The following is a 17318-nucleotide window of genomic DNA, read 5'->3' as shown; positions in this document are numbered from 1 at the left end:
ACACCACCCTCGACGTCGGCGGGGGCAACCGCATCACCATCGTCGGACAGACCGGCAACGTCGCCGCCTGGTTCGCCTGACAACAGGAGCGACGCCCGCAACCCATCGGCGGCGGCCTCCTCGTTCGGGGGCCGCCGCCCTCACGCCGGTCGGAGCGCCAAAGCCCTCACCAGAGTCGCTTCGGCCGGTTTTCCGTTCAGCGCAGGCCGGCGTCGTCGAGGATGGCGAGCAGGCGCTCCGCCGCGCGGGCCCAGGTGAAGCCCTGCACCAGATGGTCGCGGGCCGACGGGCGGCCGGAGTCGTCGCCGTGGATGATGGCGCCGAGGATTTCGACGGCGGCGTCCTCGTCCGGGTCCCACCAGTCGAGCCCGTGGAACGGCGCGTAGTGCTCCGTGCTGTAGGGCAGGCGGGCGGGGCGGACGGACGCCGGGATCAGCCGGGCCACCCGATCGTCGAGGTAATCCATGTAGGATGAGTGGCGCGGCGCGATCAGGCTCAACCCCAGCGCCCCGGCCTTGGAGAGTGGCAGGTCCCAGCCCTCGCCGTGCGACATGCTCCAGTAATGGGTCGCCGCCCGCAACAGCCCAGCCATGTCGGCGTCCGACAGGAGCTGGTTGATCAGCACCACCGGCGCCGCGTCGGCCATCCGCTTCCCGACGGCGGCCTCCGTCCGGAGGACCAGTTCACCAAGTTCCGCGGCGAAGGCCGGGTTGTTCCCCTTGCCCAGCTTGAGGATGAGCACCGCGTCGTCGCCGCGCGCGGTGGCGCGCAGCCAGACCCGCAGCAGCCCGTCGATGTTCTTGCGGGGAATGAAATCCGAGACATTGATGAAGCGGTGCCGGTAGCTGGAGACCAGCCGTCCGCGCGGATCGACCAGAGTTGGCACGCCGCTGCCGCCATCGGAGTCCTCCGGATCGACCCCCAGGGGACAAACCCGCAGACGATCCTCCGGAAAGCCCTGCGCCGCCCAGGCCATGCGGGACGACTCCGTCGGCACGATGATGAGATCGCTGTGCTCGCTCTGGCGCCGCCACGCCGGCGGTATCCGGGTTCCCTCGAACATCGTGTAGGTCACCGTGGCCAGGCCGGGCACGCGCTCGACCGCCAGCGGGATGAGGAAGTTCACCAGGGCCTTGGCGGGAACCGGCGGGTCGAGATTTTCCTCTTTCCAGGATTCATGACCGAAGATCCCGATCGCCTGGAGGGGCACGGCCCGTTGGCGCAGCGTCCGGATGAAGCGCTGGCAGAAATAGCCGTAGCCCGTGGCGCTTTCGAGCGCGCCGCGGACCGCCAGTCCTGGTTCCGGCACTGCTTTCGACCCTGTCTTCGACTCCGGGGCCCGCACCGCCGATGCGGCGGTCCGGTAACGCCCGCAGCGGGCCAGCCCGATGGTCGGATCAACGGCGGACGAGTCGAGCCGGAGCGCGCGCTGGAAGGCCCGGGAAGCCTCGTCCAGCCGCCCGAGGCGAAGCAGCGTTTCGCCAAGCTGGCTCTGAGCGGAAGCGCCATCGGGCGCGATGGCGATCGCCCGGCGCAGAGCCCGGGCCGCCGCCGCCATGTCGCCGGTGAGCATCGAGACCAAGCCAAGATTGTACCACTGCACGCCCGCGTCGGGGTTGAGGCGCGCGGCGCGCCTCAGCAACCGGGCGGAACCGTCCAGGTCCCCCGTTTCCTGCGACACCACGCCCAACCGGCTGACGGCGGTTGCGGCCTCCGGCTGCAGCGCCGCCAGCGCGCGTAGGGTGCGCGCGGCGGCCGACCATTCCCGGCGGTGCTGCAGGACGATGCCGAGGTTGGTCAGCGCCGCGGAGCTGAGCGGATCGATGCGGGCAGCCTCGCACAGCACCTCCCTGGCCGCGCCGTCCTGGCCGGCCGAGAACAGCGCGACGCCCAGCAGGTTGAGCGCCTCGGGCTGTCGCGGCTCCACCGCGAGCACGGCCCGGCAGGTGTCGATGGACTCGGCCAACCGCCCGGCCTGATAAAGCCGGGACGCCGCCTCGATGCCGGCCGCCGCGCTGCCCGCCCCCCCAGTGCCCGCCGTGGTGCTGCCCGTCATGGCGTCCCCACGGCGCGCCGGGCGGCTTTGGCGGTGATCTCGGCGGCAATCCGGGCCATCACCCCATCCCAGTCGTTCCGGCGCGTCATGCGGAACAGGCGGGTCGCCGGATACCAGGGCGTGCGGTCGGGAAGGCGCATCCAGCGCCAGTCGCCCAGCCAGGGCAAGGCCAAGAACACCGGGCGCCCCATGGCTCCGGCGATGTGGCCGACCACGGAATCGCAGGCGACGATCAGGTCCATGGACTCGATGATCGCGGCGGTGTCGACAAACCCTTCATCCTCGCCTTTCCCGTCCCTGTCCGGCAGCGAAACGATTCCCGGAGGGTCGTCGGGCCGCTCCCACCGGCCGGGGCCGTCCGCCTTCTGCAGGCTGAACAGCCGCACCCCGGAAAGGTGCGCCAAGCGTGCGAAGCGTTCCAGTGGAATCGAGCGGTCGGTCCCCGCGGCGCGCCACTGGATGCCCACACGCAAGTCTCCCGGCCGACCCGCCTCGGCGATCCGCCGCCGCCAGAAGGCCACGCGGTCCGGATCGGCCCGCAGATACGGAACGCCGCAGGGAATCGTCGCCGCCGTCGTCCGGCAGCGGTGGGGCAGGCTCATCAGGGGCAGGAGGCAATCGGCCTCGGGAAGCGGCTCGCCGTGCGCGACCAGCGCATCGATGCCGGGAACACCGGCGAGGAGGCGCTTGAGCGGGGGCTGGCATTCAAAGACGGTGCGGGCGCCCATGGCCTTGAGCACCGCCATGTAGCGGATGAACTGCACGGTGTCGCCGAGCCCCTGCTCGAAATGGACCAGGATGGTCTTGCCCGCCAGCGGGCCGCCGTCCCACAGCGGCGTGCCGGGACGCTCGCGGTTCCATTGCCAGACGGCTTGCCGGCTGCGCCATTCATACTCGGGCGCGCCGTCCTCGAAGTTTCCGGCGGTGAGCAGGCTGACGCCGAGATTCTTGTGATGTTCAGGCGACGCCGGCTCGATATGGACGGCCCGACGGTAGCTGACCGCGGCCTCCTCCGGCCGGCCTTGGGAGAGAATCGCCGCCCCCCGGTTGTTGTTGGCCGCCGCCGCGCCCGGTTCCAGCAGGACGGCCAACCGGTAGGCGGCTTCGGCCCGTTCGGTCTCGTCCACGGCCATCAGCGCGTTGCCCAGGGTGAACGCCGCCTCCGGGTAATCGGGGCGCAGCGCAACGAGCCGGAGAAGCGGCGCCATCGCCTCTCCGGGGAGGCGGCGCTCGATCAGCAGCGATGCGTACTGGAACAGCGTGTCGGCATCGTCCGGCCGCAGGCGATGGGCGGCCCGCAGCGCCGGCGCGGCCCTGTCCAGGCGCCCCAGGCCGCGCAGGACCGTCCCCAAGACGAACCAGACCACCGGATGCTCGGGCCGGATCGCCGCCGCCGCCTGAAAGGAGCGCGCCGCCTGGTCCAGCGATTCGGCCTCGACGTGACCGAGGCCGGAGCCGAAGCATCGGCCGAACGCCTCGCCGGACCCGCCCGACGCCTCTTCGATCACCTGCCCTCTCCATCCGATTGGTCGACCCGGCAAATGGGTTTGGAAATGCCGCGCCGGATGGTAACTCTTTTCGTGAGGAATTCACGCTCCCCGGCCACTCCCGCACCGGTGCGCTGGGAGGGGCGGCGGCACCGAGGGGAAGCATGACCACGGCCCGGCACTTTGCATCCCCCGCCGAAGCGCTGGGCTACGCCGTGACGCTGCACCAGGACGGACGGCACGCCGAGTGTGGCGCGGTGTGCCGTGCGATCCTGGCCGTCAAGCCCGACCATCCCGGCGCCTCCTTCCTTCTGGGTGTCGTCGCCTTCGCGCTGGGGCGGATGGAGGAATCGCAGCGCCGCTTCGCCGTCACCCTCGCCCTGGAGCCGGATCTGACCGACGCCTGCCTCAATCTGGCGCTTGTGCTGCGCCGCCGGGGCCGTCTTGCCGAGGCAGTGGCGCTCCAGGCGCGGGCGATCCGGCTGTCCCCCCGACCGGCCGATGCCGGGCAGGTCACCGCTCTCGGCGCGATGCTTCGCGAACTGGGCCGGACCGTGGCGGCGCGGACCGCCCTGCGCCGGGCGGTGGCGCTGTCGCCGGACAACGCCGAGGCGTGGCGCGAGTCCGGCCACGCGTGGCGCGATGGCGGCGCGTTCGGCGCGGCGGCGACCGCCTACGGGCGGGCCTGCCGGCTCGATCCCGGCCGCACCGAATCCCTCGGCGACCGGCTCCATGCCGCCCTCTCCCACTGCGACTGGAGCGCGTACGACGCCCTGTGCCAAGAGGTGCTGGCGGTCATCGACAGCGACCGGGGGATCGCCCTGCCGCTGCTCACCCTGCTGATCGACACCAGCCCGGCGCAGCAGGACCGCGCCGCCCGCCATTTCCACCGTGCGGTGGTGCGACCGATGGGCACCCCGCAAGCCGTCGCGGCGGCTCCGGTGGCGCCGGCTCCCGGTCCCGATGGCCGGCTCACCGTCGCCTACCTCTCCGCCGACTTTCATGAGCACGCCACCGCCTATCTGGCGGCCGAGCTGTTCGAGCTGCACGACCGCAACCGCTTTCGCGTCATCGCCTGTTCCTACGGTCCCGACGACGGCGGCCCGATGCGCCGTCGGCTGGAGGCCGCCTTTGACACCTTCCACGACATCCGCGGGACCGATGCCGATGCGGTGCAGGCGCTGCTCGCGGCCGAGGGCGTCCACATCTCGGTGGATCTGAAGGGCTACACGCGGCACGTCCGCTTCGATCTCCTGGCGCGCCGGCTCGCGCCGGTGCAGGTCGCCTATCTCGGCTATCCGGGGCCGATGGGCGGCGACGCCGTCGACTATCTCATCGGCGACCGCTTCGTCACGCCGCCGGAGCATCAGCCCCATTACCGGGAGCGGCTGGTCATCATGCCGGACTCCTATCAGGTCAACGACCGGCGCCGGCCGTTGGACGCGCCGCTGCCGGAGCGCGCCGCCTGCGGCCTGCCGCCGGACGGTTTCGTCTTCTGCGCGTTCAACGCGCCGTTCAAGGTCACGCCGTCGCAATTCGGGTTGTGGATGCGGGTTCTGGGGCGGGTGCCGGGGAGTGTGCTGTGGCTGCAGCATCCCGGCCGTGAGGGTGTGGACAACCTGCGGCGGGAGGCGGTGCGGCGCGGGGACGACCCCGACCGTCTGGTCTTCGCCCCCCACCGACCGCAGGCCGCGCACCTCGCCCGCTACCGCTTGGCCGACCTGTTCCTCGACAGCTTTCCCTACACCGGCCACACCACCGTTTCGGACGCCCTGTGGATGGGGCTGCCGGTGGTGACGCGGATGGGGGATACCTTCGCGTCGCGTGTGGCCGCCGGTCTGCTGAACGCCGCCGGCCTGCCCGAGACGGTCACCACCAGCGCTGATGCCTACGAGGCGCTGGCGGTCCGGCTGGCCGGCGATCCGGCGAGGCTCGCCGGCTACCGCCGCCGCCTCGACGCCGGGCGGGCAACGGCGCCGCTGTTCGACAGCCCCCGCTTCACCCGTCACCTGGAGATGGCCTACCGGACGATGTGGAACCGGCACGCCGCCGGCCTGCCGCCGGAGTCCTTCACGGTGCCGTCCCTGTAGCCAAGGCTTTGGCCGCGGCCTGCTCCAGCGCCGCCCGCACGTCGACGACGACGGATGCCCAGTCGCCCGGCGCCGCTTGACGGAACAGGCGCATGGTCGGGTACCAGGGGGTGGTGTCGCCGCGCTCCAGCCAGCGCCAGTCGGCGATGTCCGGCAGCAGGGTCCAGACCGGCCGGCCGAGCGCCCCGGCCAGATGGGCCGGCGCGGTGCAGGAACTGATGACGAGGTCGAGGTTTTCCATGATCGCCGCGGTGTCGGCGAAGTCGGCGATCTCCGCGCCGAGGTCGGTGAAGGAGGACGGCAGCGGGCCGCAGGTCTCCAGGTCCCGCCGTCCGGCCCCCTTTTGAAGGCCGTAGAAGGCGACGCCCGGAACGTCCAGCAGCGGCCGCAGGGCGGCCAGCCCCGGCGAACGCCGGCGGTCGTCCTTGAACTCGGGGTTGCCGGCCCACACCAGCCCGACCCGCAACCGTTCTCCTGTCTTCCGACCCAGCCTCTGCCGCCAGAACCCGACCCTGTCCGGTTCGGCGTGCAGGTAGGGGACCTCGGCGGGGACGGTCGCCAGCGTGGTGCCGAGCCGGTGGGGCAGGCTGAGCAGAGCGGCGTGGACGTCGTGCGGCGGTGGCGCGTCGGAGCGGCCGACGACCCCGTCCACACCGGGGAGCGTGGCGAACAGGCGGACGAGCAGCTCGCTGCACTCGACGAGCACGCGGGCGCCCCGGCGGCGCAGCAGGGGGGCGTAGCGGGCGAACTGGATGCCGTCGCCGAGCCCCTGTTCGTCGTGCAGCAGGATGGTCAGGCCCTCCGGGTTTCCACCCTCCCACACCGGGGTCGGCAGGCCGCGCGGCGCGACCTGACGGTCGGCCAGACGGGTGCGCCATTCGTATTCCCGGAATCCCGCCTCCAGCTCGCCGCGCAGCAGCAGGCAGGTGCCCAGCAGGGTGTGCGCCTCGGCATGGTCGGGGTCGCGGTCGAGGAGGCGGTGGCACTCGGCCTCCGCCTCCCCGATGCGCCGCAGCTTGCTGAGCACCAGCCCGAGATTCAGCCGGGCCGTGGTGAAATCCGCGTCGATCGCCACCGCCCGATGCAGGACGCGGGCCGCCTCTTCGTCCCCGCCGGTCCGCAGGGAAAGAGCGAGCCCCAGATTGCTGAGCACGCCGGGTTCGGCGGGGGCCAGCGCCTGCGCCTGCCGGCCGACGCCGACCGCCTCGTCGTGGCGGCCCAGATTCTTCAGCGCGATGCCCAGGTTGGCGCGGGCGCGATGGTCGTCGGGGGCGAGGCGGACCAACTCCCGCAGCACGTCCTCCGCCTCGCCGTAGCGCTGGCGCATCAGCAGCGCGTGGGCGAGGTGGGAGCGGTGGAAGGTGCCGAAGGGATCGAGGGAGGCGCAGCGGCGCAGCGGCCTGACCGCCTCCTCCGGTGTGTTGCGGCCGAGCCGCTCCATCGCCAGGGCATGGAAGGCGTCGATGGAGGCGGGGTCGAGGACCAGAGCACGACGATGCTCCGACCCGGAGTTCGCGACCGGCTCCGGTGGGACCGGCGGGCCGGCGTCCGGCGAGATCCAGCCGAGCGCGCGGAAATGGTCGATCCGCTCGCGGATCAGCCGCGGGAAGCCGGCGTCGATGGGGACGGGAACCACGGCCGTCCACATGCCGGGAACCGCACCGCCGTCAAAGCGCCCGGTGGCGTAGAAGCGGTCCAGCCGTTCGCGGTTCGCCGCCGGGTCCTGATCGAAGGCCGCGATCATCTCGCGGTGCGCGAAGGCCTGCAGCTTGGCGCGGAAGCGCTCGATCCCGCCCATCCAGGTGAAATGCCAGCCGGCGTCCGGGACGACGCGCCCATGCCCCAGCTTGGTCAGGTAGCGGGCGCGGTTGGCGCCGATCCGGCGGATCAGCTCCCAGGGCGCGGCGGCCACCGACACCCAGGGATCGGGCGACTTGAGGTCGAGGAAATACAGGAAGATGTCGAGGTGCGGAGCGAACAGCGAGCGGCCGTCGTCCGGTTCCCGGCGCAGCCGCTCGATCACCCAGGGGCGGAGGATCTCATCGGCGTCCGAGACGATGATCATGTCCGTCGGGTCGCAGCCGCCGAGGCCGCGGGTGATCGCGTCGCGCTGGTGGGCCTCGCGCTGCCACGCGAAGCCGCCGGGATCGTCGTCGACGACGACGTGGATGATCTTGTCGGCGTAGGCCGCGAACCGCGCGCGGTTTTCCGCGTAATGGAGGGGCTTGGGATCGCCGGCGTGGGTGAAGGTCGCCTCGACCAGGACGAAGCGGTCAACCACCGCGTCCAGCTCGGCCAGCCGCACCTCCAGGAGGTCCAGTTCGTTGTAGAACTGGAAGCAGTCGTAGATCCGGCGCCCGCCGGGTGGCGGGGCCGCGGGCGGCGGCGTGTCCGTCAGCGTCGTGACGTAGGCGAACCAAGCGTCGAACCCGCGCAGCGTCGTCCAGACGGCCGACCGGTTCTCCTCCGTGTTGTGGTCAAGCCGCAGGGACTGCTCGACGAGCGCGATCAGCGCCCGCGCCTCCGCCCGCCAGGCCAGTTCCTCCTCGGCTGGAGGGCGGGCGTTCAGGTGGGTGCTCAGGGCGTTCAGCAGGCGCTGCTGCGCATCGGCCAGACTGGCGGTGACGGCCGCCCCCGCCGTGCCCGCCGCTGGAGCATCCTTGCGATCGCCTCTCAGCTCGTCGAACCACGCCAGCCAGTCCCCGGCCCTTCCGGCCCAGCTCATCCCGGTGCTGACGTGATCCACCTGTTCGCGAAGCCGGCGGCCGGTGGCCGCGCCCTCGTCGCGCCACTGGAGCAGGGCCGTCCGGGCGGCTTCGGCGAAGCGGACGGCGTGTTCCGCCGGGTCCTCCGGCACCGGGATCAGCCGGGCGAAGCCGGCCGTGGTTTCCGGCAGCGCCCCCAGCGCGCTGGACACGATGAGGCAGCCGGCGGCCAGCGCCTCCATGACGGCGATGCAGGAGGTCTCGGCGAAGCGGTTGGGGTAGGCGAGGCCGGTCGCGTCGCGCAAGGCTTCGGCCAGGGCGCTTTGGGAGACCGCCCCCACATACTCCACGCCCTCGGTCTCCCGGCAGCGCCGGTAGAGGGCGCCGTAGGGGTCGCGGTCGGCGGGAACCTGATAGCCGTCCAGGCTGGAGAACACCCGGACGGTGGTTCCGGGGATCGCCGCCCGCAGGCGGGGAACGCTGTCGAGCAGCACGTCGAGGCCGCGGAAGGGCGTGCTGGTGTAGGCCAGGACCGGCGGCCAGGGCTTCGCCGCCCTGATGTCGGCCCCTGGCGGGAACAGGCCGGAGAAGGCGGGCGCGATGCCGTTGCGCAGGATGCGGCAGAGCCGGCGGTCGAGGCCGAACGCCGTGACGTAGCCGTCCATCTGCCAGCGGCTGACGAAGGCGTAGCCGTCCCAGCAGGCGCGGGCCTCCGGCTCGGCGAGGCATTGGGCGGCGGGTTGGTCGACCGCGTGCTGCATCCACAGAAGCAGCTTCCGCCCGCCGTCGAGGGTCGCGCGCAGCCGGGTCAGCGCCTCCGTCGGACAGCCGTTGAGCAGCACCACGACGTCGAAGGCGCGCAGGTCCTCCCAGGACACCGCGCCGGCGGGCAGGCAGCGCACCCCGCGCACCAGGCCGGGCGTCCGTGTGCCGTTGACCAGCGTGACCTCAAGCCCGGCGGCGGCCAGCGCCTCGGCGAGGTAGCACAGGGCCGACTGCGAGCCGCCGAGCGGGTGCAGCCTTGGCGTGTCCGGCGTGTAGTCCCCACCCGCCGGGTCGAGAAAGGCGATCTTGACGGTCATGCTGGCTCGGGCTGACTGGCTCGCACGTGATGGCTGGCGCGGAACAGCGGCTCGCGCTGTGGATCAGCGCCCGCGTTCTGCTATCCTACCATCCAAGGCCATGGGCAAAAAGGATGTGTGGCGCGTGACGGAGTTGGCAGCGGTGGATGGCGGGACCCCGCGCGTGGAGCAAAATCTGGCGCAGAATCTGGCATTGACGTGGCAGCTTTCGGAGGTCCACGGCTGGGGTCTGGTCGGCGTCCATACGGCGTTGCATCTGATCGACCAGGGACGCCCGCCGCTCCTGCTGGAAAAACCGCTTCTGTCCTCCCTGCGGCCGGAGAACCGGGAAAAGCTGGAAAGCCTGATGGACGGTCATCGGCAGATCACCGCCATCGCCGAGCGGTCGGGCAACCGCATGCTCGGCCTCAACGACTGCACCGTCCTGCACGCGCTCGGCAACGGCTTCGTCGCCGGGCCGTTCTCCGCCCGGTTCCGCGGCAGCCGCAACGTCGGGGTCATCGCCTTCGAGGACACCCTGTTCGACGAGGACACGCTGCGCCGCGCGCGGAGCTACGACAAGCTCGTGGTCCATTCCGAGTACAACCGGGCGCTGCTGGCCGAACAGGGCATCACCGACGTCGGCTGCGCCTTCCAGGGCGTGGACCCGGACGAACTGGCGCCGGTCCCTCCGGCCGGGCGCTTTGGCGACCGCTTCGTCGTCTTCTCGGGCGGGAAGATCGAGTTCCGCAAGGGGCAGGACATCGTGCTCGCCGCTTTCCGCCGGTTCCATGAACGCCATCCCGATGCGCTTCTGGTCACCGCGTGGCACAACCCCTGGCCGCACACCTCGACCGACATCGCCGAGTCTCCGCTGGTGCCCTCCGCTCCTGCCGTTGGCGACAACCGCAAGCTGCGCATCGTGGAGTGGGCGATGGATTGTGGCGTGCCACCGGAGGGCTTCGTCGACATGGGCTTTCTCAAGCGCGGCCAGATCGCCGCCATCCTGGCGGACTGCCACGCCGCCCTCTTCCCCAACCGCTGCGAAGGGGCGACCAACCTCGTCGCCATGGAGGCGATGGCCTGCGGCGTGCCGGTCATCCTGTCGGCCAACACCGGCCATCTCGACCTGATCCGCGACGGCAACTGCCTGCCGCTGTCCCGGCAGGACCCGGTGTCCGACCCCGCATCAGGTCAAGGCGGCCGGCGCCGCGGGTGGGGGGAATCCTCCGTCGAGGAGGCCGTCGCCCATCTCGAAACCCTCTATACGGACCGCGCCGCTGCCCGCGCCCGCGCCGATGCGGCGCGGGCCTTCCTGCGCGGCGAGCGGACGTGGCGCGCCTTCGCCGAAACCTTCGTGGCGGCGGTGGCCTAGGGATGGCGCGGGATGCCGAGGCCACGGAAGGGGTTCCTATCCACCGGCGGGCGCTGGCGAACGACCCGGCCGACGCGGTCGCGTGGCAGCACGCGGCGCATGCCGCCCGCGCGGCGGGCGACGGCCTGCGGGCGATCGCGCTGTTCGTCCGGGCGGCCCGCCTGCACGGCGACGTCGAGGCGCTCGGCCGTCAGATCGGGGAGCCCCTGAGCGTTGCCGCCAGCCAGGCCCTGGCGCGCGTGCAGGAGGGGGCGACCGACGCGGCGGCAACGCTGCTGGAGCCCTTCGTTCGCCTCGTCCCGCCACAGGGCAGCCTCGCCCGCGCGCTGGGCATCTTGCGGCTGGTCCAGGGGCGCGACGCGGAGGCCGAGCGGCTTCACGCGGCCGCGGGCTCCGGGGACTGCGGTCTGGGGGTCGCCCTGAGGGGGATCGCGCGCCACAAGGCCGACACCGACGTTCTCGGCACCGTGGTGATCCCCGCGCACCGGATGGAGGACACCATCGAACGGGCGTTGGACAGCGTCGCGGCGGCGGCCCGCGTCTACCGCGAGGCGGTGCGGGACCCGCGGGCGCGGATCCATGTCTGCGTCGTCGACGACGCCTCCCCCGACGGGACGGCGTCGCGGGTCCTGCGCTGGGCGCGGGAGCATCCGGAGCAGAGCGTCGCGCTGATCGCGAACAACCGCAACCAGGGGGCGGGGCGGTCGCGCAACATCGGCGCCGCCGCGGGGCTCGGCCGGTACATCTGGTTCCTCGACGCCGACGATTACTTCTTCGAGCGGCATTTCCTGCTGACGGCGACGGTGCTGGACCATACCCCCGACGCCGGGTTCGTCCGCACTGGGATGCGGTTCGACAGCATCGACCATGAGATCACCCCCGCGTGGCGCGAGGCGTCGGAGCTGAGCTACCCTTGCAACCTCTGCGTTCGGCGTGTCTGCCACGACATGATCGGCGGCTTCCCGGAGGAGGCGCCGTTCCACCCGGCCGTGGCCGACGACGTGGCCTACGGCCGGGCGCTTCACAGCATGTTCGGCGGCGTCCGGATCGCGGAGAAGACGGTCCACTACACGATGCGGGCGGACAACGCCCTGGCGCGGCAGCGCCAGACGATGACCAGCGGCGCCAAGCCGACCGAGCAGGTCACGTCCGACTCCCGCTTCGTCGCGATCGAGATCCTGACCCAGCGCCACCTCCACGCGCTGAACGCCAGGAGAGACGCGCTTCTGCGCGACGGCGGCTGGACCGGACCGCCGTTTCTCACGGCCAAGGGGAAAGCCGGGGGTCCGTCTCCGACCCCGGCGGCGGACCTTTCGGAAAGCCGGGACGCCCCGCGTGCCATCGACCCTGTCCCCACTGCCCCCCTACCCATTGCCCCGGGCGCCATCAACCTCGTGGCGGTGGCGAAGGAGGCCATCCAGTCCGGGCAGCCCGATCGCGCGGTCGCCGCGCTGACCCGCGCCGCCGCCGAGGACCCCGGCCGCACCGAAGCCTGGTTCGAGTTGGGGTTGCTCGCGCACCGGCTGCGGCGCGACCGGCTTGCGCTGGGGGCCTTCGGGGCGGTCGCGCGCCTTCACCCCGGCGCGGCCGCCGCGTGGTGCAATCTCGGCTCCATGCTGGTCGGCGCCGACGCCCATGCCCAGGCTGTGCCCCGGCTGCGCCGTGCCCTGACGCTCCAGCCGGGCCTCACCAACGCCCAGACCCTGCTGGGGCGTGCGAGCCGCCGGCTCGGGCAGGACCGGCAGGGCGCGCGGGAACTGGAGCGCGCGCTCCGGCTGGACCCGATGCGGCCCGATCTCAACGCGGACTGTGCGGACGCCGCCCTGGCCCTCGGCGATGCGGCGGCGGCGGTGGAGCACGCCCGGCAGGCTGTGCGGCTCGGCCCGGAGCTGTACAACGGCCACGCGGCGCTGGCCGAGGCCCTGGAATCGCTCGGCCATCCCGACGCCGCTCTGGTGGCCTGGGAGCGGGCGATCCGCTGCAACCCCGGGTTCGGCGCGGCCTTCACCCGCCGCGCGCTGTCCCTCTTGGCGCGTCGCTGGGGACCGCCGCCGTCACCGGTGGCGGCGGGCGGGCCGGGGTGCCGCCTCGCCTCGACCGCCCTCGGGCGCAACGGACGCTTCGGCAACCAGCTCCTCCAGTACGGCGCCCTGCGCCTCTACGCGGCCCGGCACGGCCTCACCCTGGAGGTTCCCCCCTGGCTCGGCCGCCACCTGTACGACCACGACGATCCGCTGCCCGGCCCCGCGCTGCCGCGCGTGGCGGAGGCGGACGGGGAGCGTGCCGTGATCGCCGGGCTCTCCGGCGCGCCCGCCGCGGCGTTGGCGGACCGCGACGTGTCCGGCTATTTCTGCGGCGACACCACGCCCCTGGCGCCGTTCAAGGAGGAGTTCCGCACGCTGTTCACGCCGGGCCGTCATCTCCAATCCCATGCGGACGCGCTGCTCGGCCGTCTGCGCGGTGCTGGACGGACCATCGTGGCGCTGCACCTGCGGCGCGGGGACTTCGGCTGGGGGCGGTTCTGGATCGCCCCGACGTCCTGGTATCTGCGCTGGCTGGAGACCGTCTGGCCGACGCTCGACCGGCCGCTCCTGTTCATCGCGACCGACGACCCGGCCGAGGTGCCGGCGTTCGCCGCCTACCGCCCCGTCACCGGCCGCGACCTCGCCGAGCCGGTCGCGGGGGCGGAATTCTTCACCGATTTCCACGTCCTCTGCCACGCCGACCGGGTGGCCATCTCCAACAGCTCCTTCTCCTTCGTCGCGACCATGCTCAACCGCGGCGCCGGCGGCTTCCATCGGCCCGACCCGACGCGTGGGGCCCTGGTTCCCTACGATCCCTGGGCCGCCCCGGTCCTGATCTGAGCACCGCACAGAGAGGGCAAGGCCCGGACGGGCGGTCCCTCCGCCGGAGCCGCCATCCGGGGGTCAACCCTCCGTCCGCCGGCGGAGGCGCCGGGCGTTGACGGCGATGTCGGTCCCCAGCGCCACCACCAGGGCGACGGCGCCGCACAGGAAGACCGCGGCGTAGCTCCCCCCGCTGTGGGCGAACAGGGAGGAGTAGCCGTAGCCGCCCAACGCCTGGAACAGGGCGAAGGCGGTGGTCGCCCGGCTCCAGGCGGCGCGCTGTTCCGACGGGCTGCGCGGCAGCAGTTCATGGATGCGGCCGAGCACCAGGGGAACCACGCCCGGCGTCAGGGCGCCGAGGACGACCGTCGCGATCCCGACCACCAGCGGCTGGCCGCTCACCGCCAGGGCGGCCACGGCGACCGCCTGGAGCAGCAGGGCGATGCGGTAGGCCGCGGCATAACCGATGCGGTCGGCCAGCGTTCCGGCGATGACCGGTCCCGCCACCGACGCCACGCCGTACAGGACCCAGCAGAGGGCGCCGACGTCCGCGCCCTGGTTCAGGCCGCGGGCGACGTAATCGACCAGCAGCAGCATGACCGGCACCAGCCCCAGCGCGTTCAGCGCGTATTCGGCGTAGAGCGAGCGGAGGACCCGCCCTTCGTGCCGCGGGGCGTGCTCCACCGGCGGGGCGGCGGTCGCCTGCGGCGGCGCCGACGGCGGCCAGCCGAACCAGGACAGGGCGGTCAGCAGCAGCGACAGCCCGCCCAGCCCCAGCCACGTCTCGTGCAACCCCAGCCGCATCAGCGCCGGCACGGCGGTGCCGGAGGCCGCGATCCCCAGCCCGATGCCGAGGAAGATCATCCCGCTGACGAAGCCGCGCCGTCCCGCCGGGATGTGGGGCAGGATGGTGGTCGCGACCAGGACCATGATGGCGCCCCCGGCCAAGCCCGAGACGAAGCGCCAGCCGAAGAACCAGCCGAGCGAGAGCGGGTAGGCGCAGGCGATGAAGGCGAGGGAGGCCGTCAGCATCAGAGCCCGCAGCAGCGCCCGGTTGGGCAGCCGGCTGGCCAGCGGCCGGCCGAGCAGGGCGCCCGCCAGATAGCCGGCGAAGTTCGCCGCTCCCAGCGTCACCGCGTCGGCGGCGGAGAACCAATGCGCCCCGATCAGCGAGGGGACCAGCGGCGTGTAGGCGAAGCGCGCCAAGCCGATGGCGACGAGGCTTCCCGCCATGCCGGCGAGGGTCGCCATCCAGGCGGCGCCGTCGAGGCGGTCCATGGCTGCGGTTGCGGAGGTCCTGTTCATGGGCGTACGTCCCTGTTGCGGCTCCGCCGCAGCGGGCCGCCCGTTGACCGGGAGGAAATGGGTGGGGGCGATCCGGCGCGGCGGGGCCGGACTCCGGCTCAGAAGTCCGGCATCGGCGGCAGCCCCAGGCTGGCCAGGGCGCCGCGCGCCGCCCCCTCCAGCAGGTCGCGCTCGGGGCGGATGCGGGCCAGGACGCGGATGCCCAACAGGGTGGAGAAGAGCAGGCGGGCCGCGTCGCCCTCGGGGATGCCGGCCGGGATCTCGCCGCTCCGCCGCCCCCTGTCGAGGCAGCGGCGGAAGAAATCCTCGATGGTCGCCAGTTCCGCGTTCAGGAAGTCGCGCAGGTCGGGGTTGTCCGGCGTGACCTCCAGCGCGGAATTCACCAGCAGGCAGCCGCGCCGGCACCCGTCGCCGAGCGAGCGCTCGATGCTTTCGCGCAGGAAGCCGGCGATGGCCATGGCCGGCGACGGCGCCGCCTCGTGCCGGGCGATGCGGGCGCGCAACGAGCCGTCCAGGTAATGCTCCAGGGCGCGGCGGAACAGCGCCCGCTTGTCGCCGAAGGCGTTGTGCATGCTGGCGAGCGTCATGCGCATGCTGTCCGCCAGCTCGCGGGTGGAGGTCGCCTCGTACCCCTGGGTCCAGAAGCGGTCCACCGCCGCGTCCAGCACCGCCGTCTCATCGAACGTCCGCGGCCGAGCCATGGATACCGCCTCCCGGTGTTTTAGATCATATGATCCAAAATAAACCGGGGGGCGCGGCAGTCAAGGATTTTGCCGTTGCGCCAGCGCAGGACTGCCCTGCGCCACCGCCATTGTCGCCACCACCGCCGTCGGGCCGCTAGTCCAACGGCTTCAGCTCGCCCAGCAGGGTCGGCAGCAGTTCAGCCACCGTGGGGTGGATGTGGACGGCGCGCTGCAAGGTGGGGTAGGGCGCCTTGGCGTACATCAGGTCCAGCACGCCGTGGATGGCCTCGTCGCCGCCGGGGCCGAGGATGGCGGCGCCCAGGATCTCCCGGCTGTCGGCGTCGACGACGATCCGCATGAAGCCCTGTGTCTCGCCCTTCTCGACCGCGCGCCCGACGCGGGTCATCGGCCGCATGCCGACCAGCGCGCGCCGGCCGGAGCGGCGGACCGCCTCGTCGGTCATGCCGACGCGGGCAAGCGGCGGGTCGGTGTAGAGCGCGTAGGCCTGGATGCGGTCGTCCACGCTGCGCCGATCCCCATCGAGCAGGTTCGCCGCGACGATCTCGAAGTCGTTGTAGGCGGTGTGGGTGAAGGCGCCACGCCCGTTGCAGTCGCCCATCGCCCAGATGCCCGGCACGTTGGTCCGCAGCGTGTCGTCCACCGTGATGGTGCCCCGGGCGTCGGTCGCCACCCCGGCGCGGTCGAGCCCGAGGTCGTCGGTGTTGGGCTGGCGCCCCACCGCCAGCAGCGCGTGGCTTCCCACCACCGAAGGCGCTCCGGAGGCGCAGGTCACGCCCACCTCCACGCCGTCGTCGTGCGGGGCGAAGCGGATGCAGTCGGCCGACAGGCGGACCGTCACCCCCTCCGCCTCCAGCAGGTCGCGGATCGCCGCGGAAACGTCGGGGTCCTCGCGCGCGATCAGCCGGTCGCCCTTCTCCACGACGGTCACCTCGGCGCCGAAGCGGCGGTACATCTGCGCGAATTCCAGGCCGATGTAGCTGCCGCCGACCACCACCAGATGGCGCGGAACATGGTCGAGGTCGAGGATCGTGCCGCTGGTCAGGAGGCCGACGTCGCGCACCCCCGGCATGTCCGGCACCGCGGCGCGTGCGCCGACGTTGATGAAGATGCGCTCCGCCGTCAGCACCTCGTCGCCGACGCGCACGCTGTTGGGGGATTCGAAGCGGGCGTGGCCCTGCAGCACCCGGCAGCCGGGCATGCCGCGCAGCCAGCGCTCGACGTTCTGGCGCGACCGGCCGGAGACGGCGTCCTTGCGCGCCTTGACCCTGGCCATGTCGACGCGCACCGGGCCGTCCAGCATCACGCCGTATTCGGCGGCCCGCTGGGCCATCCGGGCGACGCGGGCGCTGGCGACCAGCGTCTTGGTCGGGGTGCAGCCGGTGTTCACGCAGGTGCCGCCGAAGTGCTTGCGTTCGATGACCGCGACGGTCATGCCGGCGGCGGTGAGGCGCTCGGCGAGCGGTGGTCCGGCCTGGCCGGCTCCGATGATGATGGCGTCGACCATGGCGCTCTCCTGCAGCCGGACCTGGGTGTCGGTGACCGTCGACGGGGGGATGCCGGCGCCGATCGGGCCGCAAGCAAAGCTAAGTGTGGGCGGAGGCCGGTCAAGACCGGGCCAACGGCCGGCGGAGCCGTCCTCGGCGGAGTCCCCCTCGGCGGCGGAAAGCCGCTACCATGGGGGCCGGGGAA

9 protein-coding genes are annotated in these 17318 nt (G+C 72.5%); 3 read left to right on the top strand and 6 right to left on the bottom strand.

The features are described 5' to 3' along the window. Nucleotides 1-196: 196 nt before the first annotated feature. Nucleotides 197-2056: a tetratricopeptide repeat protein gene (locus FBZ83_RS21390; protein ID WP_145688469.1), complete on the bottom strand. Its 1860-nt coding sequence runs from the start codon at nt 2054-2056 to the stop codon at nt 197-199. After that, nucleotides 2053-3564: a tetratricopeptide repeat protein gene (locus tag FBZ83_RS21385; RefSeq protein ID WP_145688462.1), complete on the bottom strand. Its 1512-nt coding sequence runs from the start codon at nt 3562-3564 to the stop codon at nt 2053-2055. The genes FBZ83_RS21390 and FBZ83_RS21385 overlap by 4 nt, the downstream gene beginning before the upstream one ends. Nucleotides 3565-3707: 143 nt before the next feature. Between FBZ83_RS21385 and FBZ83_RS21380 the strand changes: the two genes are divergently transcribed. Then, the gene (locus FBZ83_RS21380; protein ID WP_145688453.1) at nt 3708-5633 is read left to right on the top strand and encodes a tetratricopeptide repeat protein; all 1926 of its coding nucleotides are present in this window, start codon (nt 3708-3710) and stop codon (nt 5631-5633) included. On the opposite strand, the gene FBZ83_RS21375 is transcribed toward FBZ83_RS21380, so the two are convergent. Then, nucleotides 5614-9420 (bottom strand): tetratricopeptide repeat protein, encoded by a 3807-nt coding sequence (locus FBZ83_RS21375; RefSeq protein WP_145688445.1) that lies wholly within the window; start codon nt 9418-9420, stop codon nt 5614-5616. The genes FBZ83_RS21380 and FBZ83_RS21375 overlap by 20 nt on opposite strands. Nucleotides 9421-9544: 124 nt before the next feature. Between FBZ83_RS21375 and FBZ83_RS21370 the strand changes: the two genes are divergently transcribed. Together FBZ83_RS21370 and FBZ83_RS21365 are read left to right on the top strand one after the other, a co-directional pair. Then, nucleotides 9545-10774 (top strand): glycosyltransferase family 4 protein, encoded by a 1230-nt coding sequence (locus tag FBZ83_RS21370; RefSeq protein WP_247888417.1) that lies wholly within the window; start codon nt 9545-9547, stop codon nt 10772-10774. A 2-nt stretch (nt 10775-10776) separates the two neighbouring features. Next, nucleotides 10777-13638: a glycosyltransferase gene (locus FBZ83_RS21365; protein WP_145688432.1), complete on the top strand. Its 2862-nt coding sequence runs from the start codon at nt 10777-10779 to the stop codon at nt 13636-13638. 63 nt (nt 13639-13701) lie between these two features. Here the strand turns inward: FBZ83_RS21365 and FBZ83_RS21360 are convergent, their stop codons facing one another. The 3 genes from FBZ83_RS21360 to FBZ83_RS21350 form a co-directional block, all read right to left on the bottom strand. Further along, nucleotides 13702-14925 (bottom strand): YbfB/YjiJ family MFS transporter, encoded by a 1224-nt coding sequence (locus FBZ83_RS21360; protein WP_145688424.1) that lies wholly within the window; start codon nt 14923-14925, stop codon nt 13702-13704. A gap of 98 nt (nt 14926-15023) precedes the next feature. After that, entirely contained in the window at nt 15024-15626 is a 603-nt protein-coding gene (locus FBZ83_RS21355; protein WP_145688416.1) for a TetR/AcrR family transcriptional regulator, read from the bottom strand. Nucleotides 15627-15762: 136 nt separating this feature from the next. Beyond that, a complete protein-coding gene (locus FBZ83_RS21350) occupies nt 15763-17133 on the bottom strand; it encodes an FAD-containing oxidoreductase (protein ID WP_145688409.1) in 1371 nt (456 codons plus the stop codon). Between the last annotated feature and the right edge of the window lie 185 nt (nt 17134-17318).

Origin of the sequence: Azospirillum brasilense (assembly GCF_007827815.1) — a bacterium.
Lineage (GTDB): Bacteria > Pseudomonadota > Alphaproteobacteria > Azospirillales > Azospirillaceae > Azospirillum > Azospirillum brasilense_C.
Note: the sequence above shows the minus strand (reverse complement) of the source record. Positions and strands in the feature narration are given on the sequence as shown.